General features: G+C 66.8%; 15 protein-coding genes. 9 read left to right on the top strand and 6 right to left on the bottom strand.

What is annotated here, in order from left to right:
- Nucleotides 1-76 precede the first annotated feature (76 nt).
- Entirely contained in the window at nt 77-1,024 is a 948-nt protein-coding gene (dmeF, locus tag AC2T4A_RS28505) for a CDF family Co(II)/Ni(II) efflux transporter DmeF (protein WP_486742369.1), read from the bottom strand.
- A gap of 60 nt (nt 1,025-1,084) precedes the next feature.
- On the opposite strand from dmeF, the gene AC2T4A_RS28500 reads away from it, so the two are divergent.
- A complete protein-coding gene (locus tag AC2T4A_RS28500; protein WP_138521445.1) occupies nt 1,085-1,360 on the top strand; it encodes a metal/formaldehyde-sensitive transcriptional repressor in 276 nt (91 codons plus the stop codon).
- A gap of 33 nt (nt 1,361-1,393) precedes the next feature.
- Here the strand turns inward: AC2T4A_RS28500 and AC2T4A_RS28495 are convergent, their stop codons facing one another.
- Entirely contained in the window at nt 1,394-1,624 is a 231-nt protein-coding gene (locus AC2T4A_RS28495) for a DUF2789 domain-containing protein (RefSeq protein WP_486742368.1), read from the bottom strand.
- Nucleotides 1,625-1,793: 169 nt separating this feature from the next.
- On the opposite strand from AC2T4A_RS28495, the gene AC2T4A_RS28490 reads away from it, so the two are divergent.
- Nucleotides 1,794-2,996, top strand: coding sequence for an MFS transporter (locus tag AC2T4A_RS28490; protein ID WP_486742367.1), 1,203 nt, complete (start codon nt 1,794-1,796; stop codon nt 2,994-2,996).
- 119 nt (nt 2,997-3,115) lie between these two features.
- Here the strand turns inward: AC2T4A_RS28490 and AC2T4A_RS28485 are convergent, their stop codons facing one another.
- Nucleotides 3,116-3,733, bottom strand: a complete 618-nt coding sequence (locus AC2T4A_RS28485) for a glutathione S-transferase family protein (RefSeq protein WP_486742366.1) — start codon at nt 3,731-3,733, stop codon at nt 3,116-3,118.
- Between the two features lie 128 nt (nt 3,734-3,861).
- Between AC2T4A_RS28485 and AC2T4A_RS28480 the strand changes: the two genes are divergently transcribed.
- A complete protein-coding gene (locus AC2T4A_RS28480; RefSeq protein WP_416744926.1) occupies nt 3,862-4,752 on the top strand; it encodes a LysR substrate-binding domain-containing protein in 891 nt (296 codons plus the stop codon).
- A 266-nt stretch (nt 4,753-5,018) separates the two neighbouring features.
- Here AC2T4A_RS28480 and ppk2 read toward each other — a convergent pair whose 3' ends face one another.
- The gene (ppk2, locus tag AC2T4A_RS28475) at nt 5,019-5,840 is read right to left on the bottom strand and encodes a polyphosphate kinase 2 (RefSeq protein ID WP_486742365.1); all 822 of its coding nucleotides are present in this window, start codon (nt 5,838-5,840) and stop codon (nt 5,019-5,021) included.
- Between the two features lie 229 nt (nt 5,841-6,069).
- On the opposite strand from ppk2, the gene AC2T4A_RS28470 reads away from it, so the two are divergent.
- The 4 genes from AC2T4A_RS28470 (at nt 6,070) to recD (ending at nt 16,185) form a co-directional block, all read left to right on the top strand.
- Nucleotides 6,070-6,906 (top strand): DUF535 family protein, encoded by an 837-nt coding sequence (locus tag AC2T4A_RS28470; RefSeq protein WP_486742364.1) that lies wholly within the window; start codon nt 6,070-6,072, stop codon nt 6,904-6,906.
- Between the two features lie 104 nt (nt 6,907-7,010).
- Nucleotides 7,011-10,478, top strand: coding sequence for an exodeoxyribonuclease V subunit gamma (gene recC / locus AC2T4A_RS28465; protein ID WP_486742363.1), 3,468 nt, complete (start codon nt 7,011-7,013; stop codon nt 10,476-10,478).
- A complete protein-coding gene (gene recB / locus AC2T4A_RS28460) occupies nt 10,475-14,161 on the top strand; it encodes an exodeoxyribonuclease V subunit beta (protein WP_486742362.1) in 3,687 nt (1,228 codons plus the stop codon). The genes recC and recB overlap by 4 nt, the downstream gene beginning before the upstream one ends.
- On the top strand, nt 14,158-16,185 hold the full coding sequence (recD, locus tag AC2T4A_RS28455) for an exodeoxyribonuclease V subunit alpha (RefSeq protein ID WP_486742361.1): 2,028 nt from the start codon (nt 14,158-14,160) through the stop codon (nt 16,183-16,185). Before recB ends, recD begins: the two co-directional genes overlap by 4 nt.
- Before the next feature lie 48 nt (nt 16,186-16,233).
- Here recD and AC2T4A_RS28450 read toward each other — a convergent pair whose 3' ends face one another.
- Complete coding sequence (locus AC2T4A_RS28450) at nt 16,234-16,647, bottom strand: type II toxin-antitoxin system VapC family toxin (protein WP_416744932.1); 414 nt, start codon at nt 16,645-16,647, stop codon at nt 16,234-16,236.
- A gap of 24 nt (nt 16,648-16,671) precedes the next feature.
- Nucleotides 16,672-16,920, bottom strand: a complete 249-nt coding sequence (gene vapB / locus AC2T4A_RS28445) for a type II toxin-antitoxin system VapB family antitoxin (RefSeq protein ID WP_486742360.1) — start codon at nt 16,918-16,920, stop codon at nt 16,672-16,674.
- A gap of 167 nt (nt 16,921-17,087) precedes the next feature.
- Between vapB and AC2T4A_RS28440 the strand changes: the two genes are divergently transcribed.
- Together AC2T4A_RS28440 and pvrR are read left to right on the top strand one after the other, a co-directional pair.
- A complete protein-coding gene (locus AC2T4A_RS28440) occupies nt 17,088-19,934 on the top strand; it encodes an ATP-binding protein (protein ID WP_486742359.1) in 2,847 nt (948 codons plus the stop codon).
- Nucleotides 19,913-21,109 carry a response regulator cyclic di-GMP phosphodiesterase PvrR gene (pvrR, locus tag AC2T4A_RS28435; protein WP_478377250.1) on the top strand — a complete coding sequence of 399 codons (1,197 nt, stop codon included), beginning with the start codon at nt 19,913-19,915 and terminating at the stop codon, nt 21,107-21,109. The genes AC2T4A_RS28440 and pvrR overlap by 22 nt, the downstream gene beginning before the upstream one ends.
- The last annotated feature ends 97 nt before the right edge of the window (nt 21,110-21,206 follow it).

Raw genomic sequence — 21,206 nt, 5'->3', positions numbered from 1 at the left:
ACAGGCTGCGCATTAGGCCGCAGCGGCGTGGCGGCCGTCAAAGCCGCCACGACTTCCGGTCTTTCATGGATCGCTCTCAGGCGGGGAGCGGGTTGATCTCTACCGTGATATGCGCCAGTTCCTCGTGGACCTGCAGGCGCTGGCGCACCAGTTCGGGCGTCAGCTCGCCGCTGCTGGCGAGGCTGAGGATGCAGGCGTAGCGCGACTTGCCCACGCGCCACAGGTGCAGGTCGGTGATGCGCGCCGGGTACGGCAGTTCGGCGACCACCTCGCGAATTTCCTCCACCACCGGGTCGTTCATCTCCGCGTCCAGCAGGACCCGGCCGCTCTGCTTGAGCAGGCCGACCGACCAGACGGCTACCAGTACCGCGCCGACCATGCCCATCAGCGGGTCGAGCCAGGCGGCGCCCCAGATCAGGCCGCCGATCAGAGCGATGATCGCGGCTACCGAGGTGGCCGCGTCGGCCAATACGTGCAGGTAGGCGGCGCGCAGGTTCAGGTCGTGGCCATGGTCGTGGCCGTGATGATGGTCATGACCGTGATCATGTCCGTGGTCGTGGTGGTGGTGCTCGCCGCGCAGCAGCCAGGCGCAGGCGAGGTTCACCAGCAGGCCGATGACCGCAATGGCGATGGCCTGCTGGTAATGGATCGGCGAAGGGGAGAGCAGCCGTGCGACGGACTCGAACATCATCAGCGCCGCCACGCCCAGCAGCAGGATGGCGCTGGTGTAGCTGGCGAGAACCTCGATCTTGAAGGTGCCGAAGGCGAAGCGCGCATCGCCCTTGAAGCGCCGCGCCGCCACGTAGGCGAAGAACGCCAGGCCCAGCGCCAGGGCGTGGGAGCTCATGTGCCAGCCATCCGCGAGTAGCGCCATGGAGTTGAAGATCCAGCCGCCGGCGATCTCCACCACCATCATCACCACCGTCAGCAGCGCGGCGCGCAAGGTGTTGCGTTCGGCCAGGGGGTTGCCTTCGTGGAACTGGTGGTCGTGGCGACCGTCTTGCGGGTGGGCGGCGTGCTGCATGATGATGGTCCGTAGAATCAGTCTGTATACTATACCCCAGTATACCTTTGGAGTTTTGACGTGGGACATACCATCAAGGACCAGAAGAAGCTGCTGACCCGGGTGCGGCGCATCAAGGGCCAGAGCGAGGCGCTTGAGCGGGCGCTGGAGGCGGGCAGCGAATGCGCGGCGATCCTCCAGCAGATCGCCGCCATCCGTGGCGCGGTGAACGGCCTGATGGCCGAGGTGCTCGAAGGCCATCTGCGCGATCACCTGGGCGCCGAGGACCGCACGGCGGAGCAGCGCCACGAAGACCTGGAGCAGGTCATGGGTGTGCTGCGCTCTTATCTGAAGTAGAGCTGCCGCAGGTTGCAGCTGGGGTGTTGTGGGTCAGTTGGACAGCCGCACCGCCAGTTCGTCGGCTTCCTCGGTCCAGTCCGAATCCTGCTGCAGCGCCTCGCGCAGGAACTGCGACTGGGCGGCATTCCAGAACGGCGCGTCCGGCAGTTTCTGGCCTTCGGCGAGGCGGTGGCTGCCGAGGAAGGCATCGATGTCCTTGCGCCCGTCGGGCAGGCCCAGTTGCTTGAACAGGGCGCTCAGGCTGTGCTGGCTGGTATCCATGACGATCTCCTGGGTTGACGTGGAGCGCGCCGCCACGGCGCGCGGCAATGGAACAACTATAGGAGCATCGGCCGGCGAGCAAGGTTCGGATTGGCAATCGGGGCGGAAATAGATAGCCTGCTTTCAATCGTCCCCGTGCACGCTCCGCCACCCACCATCAGGCCCGTCCATGAGCTCGTCCGAGCAGCGAACCGCCTCCGTCACCCTGCGCATCCTCGCGACCGTCTTCTTCACCTTCGTCCTGTTCCTGAGCATCGGCCTGCTGCTGCCGGTGCTGCCTGGTTTCGTCCATGAAGGCCTGGGCTATTCCACGGTGATTGCCGGCGTGGTGATCGGCCTGCAGTACATCGCCACCCTGGTGTCCCGGCCGCTGGCCGCTCATGTGGCCGATACCTACGGAGCGAAGCGCGCCGTGCTCTATGGCCTCGGCGTGCTGGGCATCGGCGGTGTTCTGGTGCTGGCTTCCACCAGCTTCGAGTCCGTGACCTGGCTGAGCCTGGCTCTGCTGCTCGGCAGCCGCGTTTTGTTCGGCCTGGCGCAGGGGCTGCTGGGGATCGGCACGGCGAGTTGGGGCATTGCATTGGTGGGCACGCAGAACACCGCCAAGGTGATTTCCTGGAACGGCATCGTCAGCTACGGCGGCATCGCCATCGGTGCGCCACTGGGAGTGATCATGTCGTCCTCGCTGGGCCTGTGGAGCCTGGGCGTGAGCATCCTGGCGCTCACCGCGCTGGGCTGGCTGGCGGCCCGCGGCCGCGCGGAGGTGCCGACCATTGCGGGAACGCGCATGGCCTTCCACGCAGTGCTTGGTCGCGTACTGCCCTACGGGCTGTGCGTGATGCTCGGTTCCATCGGCTTCGGCACCCTGGCGACCTTCATCACCCTCTATTACGGCAGCCAGGGCTGGGCGAACCCGGCGTGGTGCCTGACCGCGTTCGGCGTCTGCTTCGTCGGCGCGCGGCTGATTTTTTCCGGCATGGTCAATCGTTTCGGCGGCTTTGCCGTCGCGGTGGTCTGCCTCGGTGTGGAGGTCTTCGGCCTGCTGCTGCTGTGGCAGGCGCCGGGGCCGGGGTTTGCGCTGCTGGGCGCCGCGCTCACCGGTTGCGGCCTGTCGCTGGTCTATCCGTCGCTGGGCGTCGAGGCGGTGTTGCGCATCCCGGCCAGCAGCCGAAGCGCGGGGCTGGGCGCTTACGCGCTGTTCTTCGACCTGGCGATGGGCATCGCCGGCCCACTGATGGGCCTGGTCGCCGCCCGCCACGGTTACGCATCGATCTTCCTGGCCGCCGCCGGATTGGCGCTCTGCGGCTTCTGCATTTGCTTCGGCCTGCTGCGCTTCACCCGGCAGCAGCACGAGGAATTGCCGAAGGATTGAGCGTCAAGGTACCCAGGAGCGGACTCCGTCCGCGATGTCTTGCCGGTCGCTCCGTTGATGGAACCGGCATGTGCTTCAGCCGATCGCGGACGGAGTCCGCTCCTACACCCGGTGAGAGATCAAACCGGCGGGAAGGCCTTGAATACTTCCAGTGCCTCGGCCTGCTGCGCCCAATCGCGCACCGCTGGGTAGCTGTCCGCCGCAATGTCCTCGGAGTGCAGCAGCTGCACGAAGGTCCAGGCCACGGCGATGCTCAGGCCGGCCTGGTCCAGCGGTGCGTCGGCGTCCAACGACATTTCGCGCAGCTCGCTTTCCAGTTGTGCCAGGGCGGCGTGCAACTGCTGGTCAACCCGCTCCTGCCAACTGGCCAGTTGCTTGTCCTCCGGCCGCTGTTGCTCGTAGTAGCGCTGCACCGCTTTTTCCATGACCGTCAGGGCCAGGCCCAGCAGGCGCGTGGCACGTACCCGCGCGGCCGGCTCGGTGGGCATCAGGCTGCGTCCGGCCAGATGTTCGAGGCAGTCGATGATCAGGGTGGAATCCATCAGCACCTCGCCGTCGCCCATTACCAGGGTTGGTGCCTTGACCACCGGGTTGATCCCGCGGAACTCCTCGTAGGTGCGGAACACCGATAGCGACTGGTGGCTGAACTCGATGCCGAGCAGGCGCAGGGTGATGGCGACGCGGCGCACGTAGGGCGAATCGAGCATGCCGATCAGGTGCGGAAGCTTCTGTTGCATGGGCACATCCTGTTAGTGGAAATTGCATGGTGGCTGGCGCGGTTGTCCGCGCGATGGCCATGAATCTAGCGGCTTTGCTCGCCAGGAAATAGCGACTATTAGTGACCGATTCGGTTAGGAAAACTTACATGAGTGCATTGCCGCCGCTCTCCGCCCTGCGCAGTTTCGAGGCCGTTGCCCGGCTCGGCAGCGTGACCCTGGCTGCCAGCGAACTGCACGTCACGCACTCGGCCATCAGCCAGCAGGTACGTCAATTGGAGAGCCTGCTGGGAATCACCCTGCTGCAGCGCGAAGGCAGGGGATTACGCCTGAGCGAGGAGGGCCGCCTCTATGCCCTGCAGATTCGCGGCGCGTTGCGCGATATCGCGGAGGCAACCCGCCTGGCCAAGGCGCGCCCCGGCGAGGACGAACTGGTGGTGGCGCTCACCCCGTCCTTTGGCCAGAAGTGGCTGCTGCCGCGCCTGCCGGCGTTCCGCGCGGCTTATCCACAGTACCGCCTGCGCCTGTTGGCCAGCCTGGAAGTGATGGACCTGCGCCAGGGCCTGGCCGACGTGGCCGTGCGCATCGGCCAGGGGCATTGGGAGGGATTGGCGCAGCAGCGTCTGTTCGACGATGAAGTGGTGGTGGTCGCTGCGCCAGGCTTCAACGGCGGCCAGTTACCGCGCAGCCCCGAGGAAATCCTCCGTTGCCCGCGCGTCACCGGCTTCGAATCCTGGCTCGGTTGGTGCCAGGCGGCTGGCGTGGCCGTGCCGCACGAGCCGGCAGCATTCGTGGTGAACGACTCCAACCTGAGCATCGAGGCGATCCGCATGGGCCAGGGCATTGGCCTGGAGCGCCGCAGCCTGGTGGCCGGCGCGCTGCAAAGCGGCGAGCTGGTGGCGCTGAGCGATCTGCGCGTGCCCTACGGCTTTCCCTACTGGCTGGTGTGGCCTGAGCGCGAGGCGACCCAGGGCAAGGTCGCGGCATTTGCCGGGTGGCTCTGCGGTGAGGTCGAGAGTTACCTGAGAGCCATTGCCTGAGGCGGACATAAGGTAGGAGCAACTGTCTTTTTCTGGGGAGTCCGTACCCATTCATCCTCCCTGACCCCAGCCCTCTCCCTGGGGGAGAGGGCGGGCCGGCAGGATATCTCATGTAGGAGCGGACTCTGTCCGCGATGGTGTCCGGCGCGATTCGGATCTATCGCGGACGGAGTCCGCTCCTACAGAAACAACTTCGCTAGAGCGTTCTCAGGCAAGCCATCAGGTCCGAACGATCCAGGGCCGGCACGCGCCGGCCCCGGCAGGCCTCAGAAGGCTTCGTCGATGTAGTGGAAGGGGTAGTCGGGGCTCTGGTACTTACCGATCTTGCCGCGCTTGGGCAGCTTCACTTCCTCGCGCGGCACCGACTTGTAGGGCACGTGCTTGAGAATGTGGCTGATGACGTTCAGGCGTACGCGCTTCTTGTCTTCGGAGCGCGCGACGAACCAGGGCGCCCAGGGCGAGTCGGTGGCGGCGAACATCAGGTCGCGGGCGCGGGTGTATTCGTCCCAGCGGGTGTAGGACTTCACGTCCATCGGCGAGAGCTTCCAGATCTTGCGGCCGTCGGTAATGCGGTCTTCCAGCCGTCGCGCCTGTTCCTCCGGGCTGACCTCCAGCCAGAATTTCAGCAGGATGATTCCCGACTCGGTGAGCATGCGCTCGAACAACGGGGTCACCGCGAGGAACTTGTCGGCCTGTTCCTCGGTGCAGAAGCCCATCACCCGCTCGACGCCGGCGCGGTTGTACCAGCTGCGGTCGAAGATCACCACCTCACCGGCCGAGGGCAGGTGCTTGATGTAGCGCTGGGCGTAGAGCTGGGATTTCTCCCGCTCGGTGGGAGCGGGCAGCGCCACCACGCGGAATACCCGTGGGCTGACGCGCTCGGTGAGCGCCTTGATGGTGCCACCCTTGCCGGCGCCATCGCGGCCCTCGAAGACGATGCAGACCTTCAGGCCCTTGTGCACCACCCACTCCTGCAGCTTGACCAGCTCCACAGAAAGCTTGCGCAGGTGTTCCTCGTAGTCCTTGTTCTTCATCTTCCCGGTGTGTTCGGGGGCCGGGTTCTTCGTTTTTTTCTTCGTCTTGCCCATCACATCCTCCTTGGGTGAAACACACAGTGTGCAGATGAGCATAGCGGTTGGCGGGGCTCGAATCGGTGCGATTGAGTGGGCGACATATTCGGATTATTCGCTGAGTACTTGTCGCTTGGTCCTACAGCCGTGGCCTGGGGGTATCGGCACAGTGCTCGGTCCCGAGTTCTTAAGCGTACCCAAAGCAGGTGCGCATACCGTTGGCCTACCTCCTGCCTGATGCTCCCTCATGCCATTGCGCTCGCTTCGTAAGTCCGGCCAGAACCTGCTGGCCATGATCGTCGCCCCCCATCTGCACTGGCGCTGGACTCGCCTGCGTCGGCAGTGCCCGATGCTGGACGTGCCTTACAACGACCAGTTGGTGGTCGCCCAGCGTCACCGCAGGAAATACCTCTGCCGGTACTGGAGTATCCCTCGTCGTCTGCGCGCATTGATCGAACACTACGCGTGCCTGGGCCAGTTGCCCGGTCCCTGGAAGCGGCGCCTGCTCGGCTATCAGCGCGTTGCCCTGTGCGAGATAGCGCTCAAGGGCGGTGAACAGCTTTATCTATCTCTGGAGCCCTCGGTATTTGCCAAGGAAGGTGAGGTCGGCCTGTTCCTGCGCGATGCCGCTGGCGAGCGGTTGTACTCCCTGAGTTTTTGTCTGGGCCGCCAGACAATCATGATTGGCGGCCTGCAAGGCCCGCGTTCCGACCTGGAAGAAGGGCTGGTGAAGTGGCTGGGCAAGGAAATGCACGGGTTGCGCCCGAAGAACCTGTTGATCAGCGCCCTGTACGCGTTCGCTGAGTGCATGAGCGGGCTGCACATTCAGGGAGTCAGCGATGCCGCACATACCTGCTCGCACAAGCTGAAGTCCAGTTACGACGCGTTCTGGCTGGAACTCAGCGGGGTCCGTCACGAGCGCCATTGGTATCGCCTGCCCGCGCGGGAGCCCGAGCGCGATATCGCCGAAGTGAAAAGCCAGCGGCGCAGTGAGTTCCGTCGTCGCGAAGCGCTGCGCGAAGTCATGATCAAGGACATTCGCCAAGCCTGGACGCTCGCCATGGCATCCGAAGAATCCCACTGAGGCGTCCGGCGTACCTGTAAAAAACTATCCCGTTGTGTTCGCTTTTGGTGAAATGCCTGTCGTACGACGCGGGCAATGGCTGCCCGCCCGACCCAGGAGACCCAATGAGCGAGCAGCGACTGACCCCCGGCCTGATGGTGATCCACGGCAACCATCCGGAAGCGCTGCGCGACCTGCTGGTGCAGTGGATGAGCCTGCATCCGCTGGCGCCGCTGGAAAACGAAGTCATCCTGGTGCAGAGCAATGGCATCGCCCAGTGGCTGAAGCTGGCGCTGGGGCGCGACGTCGAGGACGGCGGCTGCGGCGTCACGGCCGCGCTGGACGTGCAATTGCCTGCACAATTCCTCTGGCGCGCCTACCGTGGTGCGCTGGGCCGCGATGAAATCCCCGAAGTCTCGGTGCTCGACAAGGGCCCGCTGACCTGGCGCCTGATGCGCCTGCTGCCGACCCTGCTGGCGCGCGACGAGTTCGCCACCCTGCAGCGCTTTCTCGCCGACGACGCCGACCTGCGCAAGCGCCACCAACTGGCCGAGCGCCTCGCCGACCTGTTCGACCAGTACCAGGTCTACCGCGCCGACTGGCTGGAGGACTGGAGCCGCAGTGTTGATCAGCTGCGCCTGGCCAACGGCACCGTGAAGCAGCTGGATGCCGACAACCGCTGGCAGGCCGCGCTGTGGCGCGCGCTGCTCGATGATGTCGGTCCCGAGGGGCTGGCCACCAGCCGTGCCGGCGTGCACGGACGCTTCATCGAGAAGCTGAAGACTGCCGACAATCCGTTGCCGAATCTGCCGCGCCGCGTGGTGGTGTTCGGCATCTCCGCCATGCCCGCGCAGACGGTGGAAGCCCTCGCCGTGCTGGCGCGCCACGCCCAGGTGCTGCTCTGCGTGCACAACCCCTGCCGTCACCACTGGGCCGACATCGTTGCCGACAAGGACCTGCTGCGCCACGAATACCGCCGCCAGCGCCGCCGCGCCGGCACACCGGAGCTGCTCAGCGACGACCAGCAGCACCAGTACGCCCAGCCGTTGCTGGCCGCCTGGGGCAAGCAGGGGCGTGACTACATCAACCTGCTCGACCAGTACGACGACCCGGACAGCTACCGCGCACGCCTGGGCGCGGTGAGCAACGGGCGCATCGACCTGTTCAGCGACGTGGAGCCGGGCAGCCTGCTCGGCCAGTTGCAGGACGACATCCTCGAGCTGCGGCCGATCAACGAGACCCGCGAACACTGGCCGGCGGTCGACCCGCAGGCCGATGACTCGGTGCGCTTCCATGTCGCCCACAGCGCCCAGCGTGAAGTGGAAGTCCTCCACGACCAACTGCTTGCGCGCTTCGATGCCGACCCCACGCTGCGCCCGCGCGACGTGATCGTCATGGTCCCGGACATCAACCCCTACGCGCCGCACATCGAAGCCGTGTTCGGCCAGCTGTCGCGCGACGACAAACGCTTCATCCCGTACACCCTGGCCGACCAGGGCCAGCGTGGCCGCGAGCCTCTGCTGGTGGCGCTGGAACACCTGCTGCGGCTGCCCGACAGTCGCTTTGCGGTCAGTGAAATCCTTGACCTGCTGGACGTCGCCGCCGTGCGCGCACGCTTTGGCCTGGCCGATGCCGACCTGCCGCTGCTGCGCCGCTGGATCGATGGCGCCGGCGTGCGCTGGGGCCTCGACGGCCAGCAGCGCGAACGCCTGGGCCTGCCCGCTGCCGCCGAGGCCAACAGCTGGCGCTTCGGCCTGCGGCGCATGCTGCTGGGCTTTGCCGTGGGCGAGGGCGAAGCCTTCCAGGGCATTCAGCCCTATGCGGAAATCGGCGGGCTGGACGCCGCCGCGCTGGGGCCGTTGGCCGGTCTGCTTGGCGCGCTGGAAAATGCCTGCGAGCTGCTCGCCGAGGAAGCCGATCCGGAGACCTGGGCGCAGCGCCTGCGCCGCCTGCTGGAAGACTTCTTCCAGGTCACCGATGACCACGACGAACTACTGCGCCAGCAACTGCTGAGCCTGCTCGAAGGCTGGCTGGAAACCTGTGGTCACGCCGGCTTCAGCGACCTGCTGTCGCTCTCGGTGGTGCGTGAGGCGTGGCTCAGCGGGCTGGATGCCGGCGGCCTGAACCAGCGCTTCCTTGCCGGTGCGGTGAGCTTCTGCACCTTGATGCCAATGCGCGCGATTCCCTTCCAGCTGGTCTGCCTACTGGGGATGAACGACGGCGACTACCCGCGCCCGCAATCGCCGCTGGACTTCGACCTGATGCGCAACGACTACCGCCCCGGCGACCGTTCGCGCCGCGAGGATGACCGCTACCTGCTGCTCGAGGCGCTGCTCTCGGCGCGCCGCCAGCTCTACGTCAGCTGGGTCGGCCGGAGCATCCGCGACAACAGCGAGCGCCCGCCATCGGTGCTGGTCGGCCAGTTGCGCGACCACCTCGTTGCCGGTTGGCACCGCGCCGACGGCGGCGACCTGTTGCACGGGCTGACTCTGGAGCATCCGTTGCAGCCGTTCAGCCGCGCCTATTTCGATGCACCCTCGGTGCAGGGCATCGACGGCCTTTACACCTACGCGCGCGAGTGGCGTGACGTGCACCGCGAGCATGACGACGAGCCGAACGACGCGCCGTTGTCGCCGCCCGTACTCGACGCCCCTATTGGCCTGCGCGTGCTCTCGGACTTCCTGGCCAATCCGGTGGGCGCGTTCTTCCTCCAGCGCCTGAAGGTGCGCTTTGCCGAGGAGCAACTGACCGGCCAGGACGAAGAGCCCTTCGAGTTGAATGGTCTGGACGTCTGGCAATTGCAGTTCGAACTCTGCGAGCGTCTGCGACCCTGGGTCGAGCAGCACTGGCAGGCCGATCAACTGGCGGCGCAACTTAACGGCCAGGTCGAACGCCTGCGCCGCGAAGGACGGCTGCCGCTGGCGGCCTTCGGTGACTTCTCCGCCCAGGCGCTGGTGGCGCCGCTGCACGACCTGCTGGCGCGCTACCGCGAACAGCTGGAGCACTGGTCGCAGGTGGAAGACGAACAGCGCGAGCTCAACCACGAACACGCCGGCATCGAACTGGCGGACTGGCTCGGCGGCCTGCGTCGCAACGCCGATGGTCAGCTCGCCAGCCTGCAACTGGTCAGCGGCAAGCTTCATGAAGGCAAGGGCTACAAATGGCACGGGCTGGTGCGCCCGTGGGTGCGCCACCTGGCGCTGCAGCTGTGCGGCGAGCCAGTGACCAGCATATTGGTGGGCCTGACCGGTACCCTGGAGCTCCCGCCGCTGCCCGCCGAGCAGGCGCGCGCCGAACTGGATGCGTTGATGGACGCCTGGTTCCTGGGCATGAGCCGTCCACTGCCGGTGGCGTGCAAGGCCGCATTCGCCTGGCTGGCCGCAGGAGATGACGAAGCGCGTGCCGCCCGCGAAGCCGCCAAGCGCTATGACGGCGGCTTCAACCTGAGCGGCGAGGCGGCCGCGTCGGCAGCGCTGGCGCGGGTCTACCCGGACTTCGCTGCGCTCAACGCCAGCGACGAATTCGGCGCCTGGGCCGAAGCCTTGTACGGGCCGCTGTTCGCGATCCTGCAGCGCAAGGAGGTGGAAGAATGAGCGCAGTCGAGCTCAACCCTCTCGAATTCCCGCTGCACGGCAGCCGGCTGATCGAGGCCAGCGCCGGTACCGGCAAGACCTTCACCATCGCCTTGCTTTACGTGCGTCTGGTGCTCGACCACGGCGGTGAGCAGGCCGCGTTCGGACGGCCGCTGAGCCCACCGGAAATCCTCGTGGTGACCTTCACCGAAGCCGCGACCCAGGAACTGCGCGAGCGTATCCGCGCGCGCCTGGGCGAGGCTGCGCGCTGCTTCGCCGAACCCGAGCAGCAGCATGACGGTCTGCTGGTGACGCTGCGCGACAGCTACGCCGCCGAGCGCTGGCCCGGCTGCGCACGCCTGCTGCGGCTGGCCGCCGAATGGATGGACGAAGCCGCCGTGTCCACCATCCACAGCTGGTGCTATCGCATGCTGCGCGAGCACGCCTTCGACAGCGGCAGCCTGTTCACCCAGGACCTGGCCGCCGACCAGAGCGAGCTGCTCGCCGAAGCCGTGCGCGACTACTGGCGGCGCAATTTCTACCCGCTGGGCGTGGCCGCGGCCAACGCCGTGCGCCATTGCTACGCCGGCCCCGAAGCGCTGGCCCGCGCCCTGCAGCCGCTACTGGCGGCGCAGGAAGCCGGTTTCCGCTATGCCGATCAACCGCTGGCTGCCCCGGCTTCGCTCAGCGAACTGCTGGAAGCCACCGGTCAGTTCTACGACGAACTCGCGGCCGCCGAGAGCCGCGCTCGTGAAGCCTGGGCGGCGGATCGCGAGGGTATCGCCGAGCTGCTGCGCAACCTGCGCGGCGACCTCAACGGCAACAGCTATCGCGGCAAGGATGACGACGCCGTGTTCGCCGGCTGGATCGAGGCGCTGGATGCCTGGAGCGAAGGCGCCGATGCGCCGGACAACCTGGCCAAATTCGGTCAGACGCGGATCAAGGTGAAGGCCAAGGCCGTGGTGCCTCAGCACCCCGCACTGCAGGCCATCGACGCCTGGGTCGAGCGCGCCGAACAGCGCCCGGAGATCGCCCCGCAACTGCTGCTGCACGCCCTGGGCGAAGTGCGGCACAACCTGGAAGTGGAAAAGCAGAAGCGCGCCGAACTGGGCTTCGACGACCTGCTGGTGCGCCTCGACCGTGCGCTGGCGGGCAGCGGCGGCGAACGCCTGGCCGAACGCATCCGCGAGCAGTTCCCGATCGCGCTGATCGACGAGTTCCAGGACACCGACCCGCTGCAGTACCGCATCTTCGAGCGCGTCTACCGCATCGCCGAGAACCCGCGGAACCTCGGCCTGTTCATGATCGGCGACCCCAAGCAGGCGATCTACGCCTTCCGTGGCGCCGATATCCATACCTACCTGCGCGCCCGTGCGGCGACCGCCGGACGGCACTACACGCTGGGCACCAACTACCGCTCCACGCTGGCGATGGTCAACGCGGCCAACCGTTGCTTCCGGTTTGCCGAAAACCATCCGCGCGCGGCCTTCCGCTTCGCCGTGGAAGGGCAGGAAAACCCTGTGCCCTTCCTCGACGTCGGCGCACGTGGGCGTGGCGAAACGCTGCTGCTCGAAGGTGGCGAAGCGCCGGCCATGACCTTCTGGCAACTGGATAACGAAGGTCAGGTCTGTGGCTCAACCCTGTACCGCCAGGAGATGGCCGCACGCAGCGCCAGCGCCATCCAGCGCTGGCTGAGTTCAGCGCAGAGCGGCTTCCGTGATGCCCAGGGGCAATGGCGCGCGCTACGCCCGGCGGACATCGCCATCCTTGTGCGCGGCCGCAGCGAGGCCGAGGCCATCCGCGGCGAACTGGCCAGGCGCCGGCTCGCCAGCGTCTACCTGTCCGACCGCGACTCGGTATTCGACAGCCCCGAGGCCGTCGACCTGCTGCATTGGCTGCGCGCCTGTGCCGACCCCGGCGACGACGGCGCGCTGCGCATCGCCCTGGCCACCCGCAGCCTGGCGCTGGACTGGGCGACGCTGGAGCGGCTGAACCAGGACGAACGCTTCTGGGAAGACATGGTGCTGCGCTTCCGCGATTACCGCGTGCTCTGGCAGCAGCAGGGCGTGCTGCCGATGCTGCGTCGCCTGCTCGCCGACTTCGCCCTACCGGCGCGGCTGCTGCGTGAGACCGACGGAGAGCGCAGCCTGACCAACCTGCTGCACCTGGCCGAATGGCTGCAGCGCGAGGCGGTGGAAGTGGATGGCGAGCACGCGTTGCTGCGGGTGCTGGCCGAACAACTGGAGAGCCCCTCCAGCGAGGAAATCCTCCGCCTGGAAAGCGACGCCGACCTGATCAAGGTGGTGACCATCCACAAGTCCAAGGGCCTGGAATATCCCTTGGTGCTGCTGCCGTTCATCTGCACCTGGCGCGAGCTGGACGGCAAGAGCGGCACGCCGCCGAGCTTCCAGTCCGGCGAGTCGCGGGTGGTGGAGCTGTCCCGCGACAAGGAGCTGGCCAAGGCGGCCTTCCAGCTCGCCAACGACGAGCGCCTGAGCGAGGACATGCGTCTGCTCTACGTGGCGCTGACTCGCGCGCGCCACGCCGTCTGGCTGGGCATGGCACCGCTGGTGATGAGCAACAGCAAGAACCCCGAGCTGCACAAGGGCGCCATGGGCTACCTGCTCGGCGGCGGTAACGCGCTGAGCGTCGAGGACGTGTCCGCGCGCCTGGGCGAATTGCAGGCAGGCACGGTGGAAATCGCCCTGGAGCCGGCGCCGGAAGTTGGCAGCGAGTTGTTCGTCGGCATACCGGCCGGTGAACTGGGCGCCGCCCGCGAACCGCGTCGCCGGGTGGCGGAAAAATGGTGGATCGCCAGTTATTCCGCGCTGGCGAACCTGACTGCCCAGAGCGCCACCGAGGACGATAGCGAAATCGCTCCCGCGCCGGCCGCCGATGAGCCCATCAGCGCCGGCGAAGACTTGCTGCGCGAGAGCAGCCTGGAAGAACACCGCGAGCTGGAGGCCGTGCCGGCACCCTTCAGCCTGCATGCTTTCCCGCGCGGCGCGAACCCCGGCAGTTTCCTCCATGGCTTGCTGGAGTGGGCCGCTGACGAAAACTTCCACGTCGATGAAGAACAGCTGCGTGACCAGATCGCCCGGCGCTGTGCTCTGCGCGGTTGGGAGGAGTGGATCGAGCCCCTCACCGGCTGGCTCGGGCAGTACCTGCGCACGGCTTTCCGCGTGCCGGATGCGGCGCCGGTCAGCCTCGCCGGGCTGGCCACTTTCCAGAAGGAAATGGAGTTCTGGTTCTCCACCCGCCATGTCGACACACAACGCCTCGACGCCGCCGTGATCCGCCACACCCTGGGCGGCGCTGCGCGGCCGACGCTGCAGGCGAACCTGCTCAACGGCATGCTCAAGGGCTTCATCGACCTGGTGTTCGAGCACGAAGGCCGTTACTACGTGGCGGACTACAAATCCAACTGGCTGGGCGCCGACGACGAGGCCTACACCCCTGAAGCGCTGCGCGAGGCCTTGCTGGAACACCGCTACGACCTGCAGTACGCGCTCTACCTGTTCGCCCTGCACCGGCTGCTGCAGGCGCGCCTGCCCGACTACGACTACGACCGCCACATCGGAGGCGCGATGTACCTGTTCCTGCGCGGCAGTTCCTCGGCAACCCAGGGCATGTACCTGGAGCGCCCGCCGAAGGTGCTGATGGACGAGCTGGACCGCCTGTTCCGCGCGGAGGTGCCGGCATGAAGAGCACCACCCAGATGCTCGAACTGATCGGCCGCTGGGCCGAGCGCGGCTGGCTGCGCGAGCTGGACCGGGCCTTCGCGATCTTCCTCGTCGAGCGCGCGCCGGACGCCAACCCGCTGCTGATCCTCGCCGCCGCCCTGGCCAGCCATCAGCTCGGCCGCGGGCATGTCTGCCTCGACCTGGAAGCGACCCTGGCCGACAGCCGTTTCGCCTTGTCACTGCCCCCCGAAGGCGACTCCGCCAAGGACGCCCCGGAACTGCCCGGCGTGCTGCTGGACGGCTTCGATCTCGATGCCTGGCGCGCCGTGCTGAACGATCCGCGCCTGGTCGGCGACGGCCCCGGCGATACGCCGCTGGTGCTCTCCGGCCGCCGCCTGTACCTGCGTCGCTACTGGCAGTACGAACGCGAAGTGCGCGCCGGTATCGACCAGCGTCTGCAACAGGGCGATGCGCTGCGCGCCGTGTTGCCACCTGCCCAGTTGCGCCAGGCGCTGGATGCACTGTTCCCGAAGAAAGCCGGTGCGCCGGCTGACTGGCAGAAGCTCGCCTGCGCGCTGGTCGCCGGCAACGCCTTTGGCATCGTCACCGGCGGCCCCGGCACCGGCAAGACCACCACCGTGGTCAAGCTGCTCGCCCTGCTGCAAAGCCTGGCGCTGGGGGAGGGCGGTCGCGCGCTGCGCATCCGTCTTGCCGCGCCCACCGGCAAGGCCGCCGCACGCCTGAATGAGTCCATCGCTGGTGCTGTGCAGCGCCTTGATCTCGCAGGGCTGGCCAACGGCGAGGCCGCGCGCGAGGCGATCCCCACAGAAGTCACCACGCTGCACCGCCTGCTCGGCAGCCGGCCGGACAGCCGTCAGTTCCGCCACCACGCCGGCAACCCGCTGGCGCTGGAGCTGCTGGTGGTGGACGAAGCCTCGATGGTCGACCTGGAAATGATGGCCTCGCTGCTCGCCGCGTTGCCGCCGCGCGCGCGGCTGATCCTGCTGGGCGACAAGGACCAGCTGGCTTCGGTGGAAGCTGGCGCAGTACTCGGTGAGTTGTGCAGCCGCGCCCGCGAAGGCCACTACCGCCCGGCCACCCGCGACTGGCTGGAGGCGGTGACCGGCGAACAGATCAACCCTGCATTGCTGGACACTTCGGGCAGCGACCTCGATCAGGCCGTGGCCATGCTCCGTCACAGCCACCGCTTCAGCGCCGACAGTGGTATCGGCCAACTGGCCGAAGCGGTCAACGCCGGCGATATCCCGGCCCTGCGCCAGGTGTGGAAGGCGCAGCACGAGGACCTCGCGCGCATTGCCGTGGATGCCCAGGAAACCCGTAGCCTGCGCGATCTGGTAATCGACGGCGGGCGTGGTGGCGACCTGTTCGGCCCGGTCGGTTACGCCCACTACCTGCGCGTGGTCAGCGGCGCGCGCCCGGCGGACAACGCCGACCAGCCGGCGCTGGATGGATGGGCAAGGCAGGTGCTGCAAGCCCACGGCCAGTTCCAGTTGCTCTGTGCCTTGCGTCGCGGGCCCTGGGGCGTGGAAGGGTTGAACACCCTGATCGGCGATCTGCTGCAACGCGAGGGGCTGATTCCCTCGTCGAACGGCTGGTTCGCCGGCCGCCCGGTACTGGTCACCCGTAACGACTACGGCCTGGGTCTGATGAACGGTGACATCGGTATCACCCTGGCGCTGCCGCAGACGGCCGACGACGGCTCGGTACGCTGGGTGGCGCGCGTGGCCTTCCCGGCGGGCGACGGTACCGACGCCATCCGCTGGATCCTGCCGAGCCGCCTGCAGGCGGTGGAAACGGTGTTCGCCATGACCGTGCACAAATCCCAGGGCTCGGAATTCACCCACGCCGCGCTGCTGCTACCCGACAGCCTCAACCCCATCCTCACCCGCGAGCTGGTCTACACCGGCATCACTCGCGCGCGGAAGTGGTTCACCCTGGCCAGCGCCGGGCGTGGCTGGCAAGTGCTGGAAGCGGCGACGGAGCGACGGGTGCAACGGGCGAGCGGGTTGCTGGATCTTTCCTGATGTGACGAGACGCGCCAGGGGATTGCTGGCGCGCCTTTCGATGGCCTGTCAGGCCAGTGTGTCGTTGCACCAATCCTCGACGATCAGCCCCGGCACTCGTCGAAACTCGCGGGTATTGTTGGTCACGATGATGCATTCGGCTGCCAGGGCTTGGCCTGCAATGCCCGTATCGTTCGCACCGATGGGCGTTCCCGCATCGAGCAATTGCCGCATGAGTTTCGCCGAAGCATCAACGGCGTCGATATCCCAGGGCAGCACCGCATCCAGGCGCTGTAACAGCGCATCGATCCATGCCGTCACTGCCTTCGGCGCTTTCGGGGATGCCGCGCCATAGCGAAGCTCCGCATAGGTGATAGCCGAAATTACCAGCCGATTGCCGGCCTCTGCGGCCTCTTGCAGGCGCTGCAGCACCTGGGGCGGGTTCTTGCGCATAATGAACGAGCAGATATTGGTATCCAGCATGTAAGTAACGGGAGAGGCCAAGGGTCACTCCTCGTTTTCGCTGAAGTCGATCCGGCCGGGTTCGATCACGGCGGGCCGATCACCCAGTATGTCGGCGTCGATAGGCTCCAGGGCGGCCAGGCTGCTCCAGGTCGGTCGCGACGGACGCAGCGTGAGGGTATCGCCCTCACGAGTCATTACCAGCTCGGTGACGCCTCTGAATTCCATGTCCCTGGGGATACGGACTGCCTGATTCTTGCCATTGCGGAACAGCGAGACGGTCGTTGTGGGCATGGGTACCTCCGGGGGTGCGGATTGGGGAACCTGTTTGTATACTCTAGCATATGCCTGGCATATGCATTTGTTTTTGCATCCGGTGGAGACGGGCGGTAACCCGCACTTCCACACTTTTTAGATTTGTCTGATGTCAGCCTGGCCTGCTTTTCGCCAGGCTGGCGGGCATGAAACTCAAGCAGTTCCTTCGTCGCCAGGATTCGTCCTTTTCCACCCCGAAGGCAGCCCGAAAGCTCCTTCGTCTGTTGGCCTGGGTGGTGATCGCCTGCCTGTTCTTCACCTTGAGCCTGTTCCTCGCCGCGAGCTTCAACAGTGAAGTGTCGCAGTTGCGCCGGCAGATGAATGCGGCCATGTACGAGGCCCAGGATTACCTCGGCCAGCGCGAGTCGTTGCTGGAGCACATCAGCCGTGGCGTGACCTGGAAGGCCCGCGAGCCGCTGGTACAGTGGCGTCAGCTGAGCGTGCCGGTGCCGCCCCACGAGCAGGTTTTCGTCACCCTGGGCGAGCCCGGCTCCAGCTGGAGCCTGGCGCTGTCCGGGCGCGACCTGTCGGAGATGGAAGCCAAGCGGCTGAACCTGATCTATGTCTCGCCCGCCCCGAATCGCACGGTGACCCGGCTCTACGGGGCGCCAGCGCTCAACGCCGTGGTGCCGCCATCGGTGCTCGAAGCACTGGGACAGCCCGGTACGCCGAAGGAGGAGCGGCAGGTCCGCTGGCTCGCGGACCCGACCGACCCGCAGACGCGGCAATACCTGTTCACCCGCGTCACCAGCGAGCGCGACAACGGCTGGCTGGGGCTCGAACTGTTCGGCGCCGATCTCGCTGCGGCCTTCGGCGTGCCCGAGGCCGGGCGCTTCCTGCTGCTGGACCATGATCACCGGACCATCCTCGGCAGCGCGGTCACGCCGCAGCTCGGCCTGCAGTTCAGCGACCTGTGGGAGGGCGACAACTTCGCCTTCAGCGGCCCCGGCGTGCTGCCCAGTCACCTGGCGCTGCTCAAGCACCTGGGCAGTTCCGATTGGTCGCTGATCTATTACTTCAACCTCTCCGAATTGCTGGTGCCGATGTGGCCGCGGGTGCTCGCCTCGCTGGCATTCCTGCTGGGTTGCTCGCTGCTGGTGTGGGCCATGTGCCGGCGCATCAACCGGCGCCTGATCGGCCCGGCGCAGCATCGCCTGAATGCATTGGTAGAGAACGAAGGCTTCCACCGCGCGATGATCCAGACCGCGCCGGTGGCGCTCTGCGTGCTGCGCCGGAACGACGCCGAGGTGGTGCTGGAAAACCGTCTCGCCCAGCAATGGCTGGGCAGTGGCGACGAGCGCCGCTACTGGAGCCACGGCTGGCTGGAGCGGGGCTTCAACAGTGGCGAGGAGGGTGGTTCGGAGGAGGTGGAAACCCACACTGGGCGGCACCTCTACCTGAGCTACACACCGACCCGCTACAAGGGTGAGGAAGTGCTGTGCTGCGCCTTCAGCGACATCAGTGCGCGCAAGCAGACCGAGGCTGCGCTGGCCGAAGCCAAGCGCCTGTCTGACACCGCCAACGAAGCCAAGACGCTGTTCCTGGCGACCATGAGCCATGAAATCCGCACACCGCTCTATGGCGTGCTCGGTACCCTGGAGCTGCTCGGCCGCACGGCGCTGGACCACCAGCAGTCCGGCTACCTGCGCGCCATCCAGCGCTCGTCGTCGACCCTCCTGCAACTGATCAGCGACGTGCTTGACGTGTCGAAGATCGAGGTCGGCCAACTGGGCCTGGATCCGGTGGAGTTCTCGCCGCTGGAGCTGACCCTCGACAGCGTCCAGGCATACGCCGCCGCCGCCCGCGCCAAGGGCCTGCAGATCTATGCCTGCTGTGACTCGCAGATGCCCGAGCGGGTGCTGGGCGACGCTACGCGCATACGCCAGATCCTCAACAACCTGCTGAGCAATGCGGTGAAGTTCACCGACAGTGGGCGCATCGTCCTGCGCGTACGTGCAGAGCCTGGTGAAGACTGGCTGGATATCCTGCACTGGCAGGTGGCCGACACCGGCATCGGCATCCCCGAGGATCAACAGGCACATCTCTTCGATGCCTTCTACCAGGTCTCCGGCAACACGCGCATGGCCGGCGGCACGGGGCTCGGCCTGTCGATCTGCAAGCGGCTCACGGAGCTGATGGGCGGGCAGTTGCGCGTGGTCAGCGACGTTGGCCTGGGCAGCAGCTTCTCCCTCAGCCTGCCCCTGCAGTGCGTGGACCGCCAGAGCAGCGGCGACCTTCGGTTGGCCAACTCGATGGTGTGGGTGCATGCGCCCATCCGTGAGCTCGCCGAGAGCCTCTGTGGCTGGATCACCCGCTGGGGTGCACGGGCGCAGGTGGCGACGGCGGACCAGCCAATCGAGGACGACGCCTCCAGCGTGCTGGTGGACCTTCGCTTCAATCCCCACGACCGCAAGCCGCAGCCTTCCTGGCGCGGCTGCCGGGTGCTGGTGACCGACCTGGGCGGCGAGCAGCCGCGCCAGGAAGGCTGCGACTGGCATGTGGGCCGCTATAACTTCGAAGGCTTGCGCCGTGCCCTGGCGGCCGCGCAGGGCTGCACCAGCGGCGAGGCGTCGCGCCTGGCCGAGACGCTGCCGGATATCGGCCTTGGCCTGCATGTACTGCTGGTGGAGGACAACCCGATCAACCAGCTGATCCTGCGCGACCAGCTGGAAACCCTCGGCTGCACGGTCGAGCTCGCTGTCGATGGCCGGCAGGCCCTCACGCGCTGGCAGCCGGAGGCCTTCGACGTGGTGCTCACGGACGTCAATATGCCCCATCTCAATGGCTACGAACTGGCCCGTGCGCTGCGCCTGCGTGGCTATCGCGGGCCGATCATCGGCGCCACCGCCAACGCCATGCACGAGGAAAACGAACGTTGCCTCGCCGCTGGCATGAACCTCTGCCTGCTCAAGCCGGTGGACCTGCGCACCCTGCGCCAATGCCTGACCAGCCTGCCCGCGGAGGTGCAGCCGTGCGACATCAGCGAATCCTGATCGTCGAAGATCAGCCTTTCCAGCGGGAGTACCTGCTCAATCTGTTCCGTGAACAGGGCGTGCGACACCTGCGTGCCGCCGAGGACGGCGCCGAAGCGTTGCGCTGGCTGGAGCAGGAGCGCTTCGACCTGGTGGTCAGCGACCTGATGATGCCCGGCCTGGACGGCGTGCAGCTGATCCAGCGACTGGCTGCGCTGAGCCATCCGCCACTGCTGGCGATCATGAGCTCGGCGTCGCGCTCGCTGATGGGCAGTGCCTGCATGGTGGCCCGCGCCCATGGCATCACTGTGCTCGAACAGATCGCCAAGCCGGCCCGCGCACCGGTCGTTCGGCGTCTGCTGGAGAAGCTCGTCTCACGCCTGGAGCGCGCGGAGCAGTACCGCGCGCCGGCCATCACTCCGCCGACCCGGGAAGAGTTGGAGCAGGCCCTGGCGCAGCGACAGTTCTGCGCCTGGTTCCAGCCCAAGGCCTCGCTGATCGATGGTCGCATCGTCGCCGCGGAGGCGCTGGTGCGCTGGGAACACCCTTGCCACGGTGTGTTGCAGCCGGGCAGTTTCATGGATGCCCTGACCGCCGCCGGGCTCGACGAAGCGCTGCTCTGGACGGTGCTCGATCAGGCGTTGCAGGCCCAGGCCGACTGGGGCCAACTGGGTTTTCACCTGTCGGTGGCGGTGAACCTTCCGACCCACCTGCTGGACAATCCCGAACTGCCCGACCGCCTCGCCACCTTCGTCGCCGCCCGTGGCGGAGTGCCGGCGCACATCGTCTTCGAACTGCTCGAATGCAGCAGCACGGCGACCCCGGCCAACTACTATGCCGGCACTTGCCGCCTGCGCATGAAGGGCTTCGGCCTTGCGCAGGACGATTTCGGCCAGGGCTACAGTTCCCTGTACAACCTGGTCTCGACGCCATTCACCGAGCTGAAGATCGATCGCGCGCTGGTGCATGGCTGCGTGGATGACGATGGGCTGGCGGCGGCGCTGGAGAGCATCGTCAAGCTCGGCCGGCAGTTGGGGCTGGAGGTGATCGCCGAGGGCGTCGAACACCCGGAAGAGCTGGCGCTGCTGCGCCGCCTGCGCTGCGATTGCGCCCAGGGTTTCCTGTTTTCCGAGGCGGTGCCGCCGGCGGTATTCACCCGCCAGTTGCTCCAGGAACGCTCTGCCATGGCTCATTGATCCACGGCAGACATATCGCCGATGCCAGGGCGATCGTCGGCCTGCCAACGGTCGTCGGGTCGCCTTATCCCGTACTCACATCTACAGTCTGCTGGTA

The sequence above is a fragment of the Pseudomonas sp. PVC-3-1 genome (assembly GCF_057444315.1).
Note: the sequence above shows the minus strand (reverse complement) of the source record. Positions and strands in the feature narration are given on the sequence as shown.

What these genes read in the sequence shown, in the direction of transcription:
- recB (WP_486742362.1), top strand. Translation starts at nt 10,475, where the DNA reads ATGAGCGCAGTCGAGCTCAACCCTCTCGAATTCCCGCTGCACGGCAGC.
- dmeF (WP_486742369.1), bottom strand. Translation starts at nt 1,024, where the DNA reads ATGCAGCACGCCGCCCACCCGCAAGACGGTCGCCACGACCACCAGTTC.
- ppk2 (WP_486742365.1), bottom strand. Translation starts at nt 5,840, where the DNA reads ATGGGCAAGACGAAGAAAAAAACGAAGAACCCGGCCCCCGAACACACC.
- recC (WP_486742363.1), top strand. Translation starts at nt 7,011, where the DNA reads ATGAGCGAGCAGCGACTGACCCCCGGCCTGATGGTGATCCACGGCAAC.
- AC2T4A_RS28440 (WP_486742359.1), top strand. Translation starts at nt 17,088, where the DNA reads ATGAAACTCAAGCAGTTCCTTCGTCGCCAGGATTCGTCCTTTTCCACC.
- AC2T4A_RS28490 (WP_486742367.1), top strand. Translation starts at nt 1,794, where the DNA reads ATGAGCTCGTCCGAGCAGCGAACCGCCTCCGTCACCCTGCGCATCCTC.
- AC2T4A_RS28470 (WP_486742364.1), top strand. Translation starts at nt 6,070, where the DNA reads ATGCCATTGCGCTCGCTTCGTAAGTCCGGCCAGAACCTGCTGGCCATG.
- AC2T4A_RS28480 (WP_416744926.1), top strand. Translation starts at nt 3,862, where the DNA reads ATGAGTGCATTGCCGCCGCTCTCCGCCCTGCGCAGTTTCGAGGCCGTT.
- vapB (WP_486742360.1), bottom strand. Translation starts at nt 16,920, where the DNA reads ATGCCCACAACGACCGTCTCGCTGTTCCGCAATGGCAAGAATCAGGCA.
- AC2T4A_RS28450 (WP_416744932.1), bottom strand. Translation starts at nt 16,647, where the DNA reads ATGCTGGATACCAATATCTGCTCGTTCATTATGCGCAAGAACCCGCCC.
- AC2T4A_RS28495 (WP_486742368.1), bottom strand. Translation starts at nt 1,624, where the DNA reads ATGGATACCAGCCAGCACAGCCTGAGCGCCCTGTTCAAGCAACTGGGC.
- AC2T4A_RS28485 (WP_486742366.1), bottom strand. Translation starts at nt 3,733, where the DNA reads ATGCAACAGAAGCTTCCGCACCTGATCGGCATGCTCGATTCGCCCTAC.
- recD (WP_486742361.1), top strand. Translation starts at nt 14,158, where the DNA reads ATGAAGAGCACCACCCAGATGCTCGAACTGATCGGCCGCTGGGCCGAG.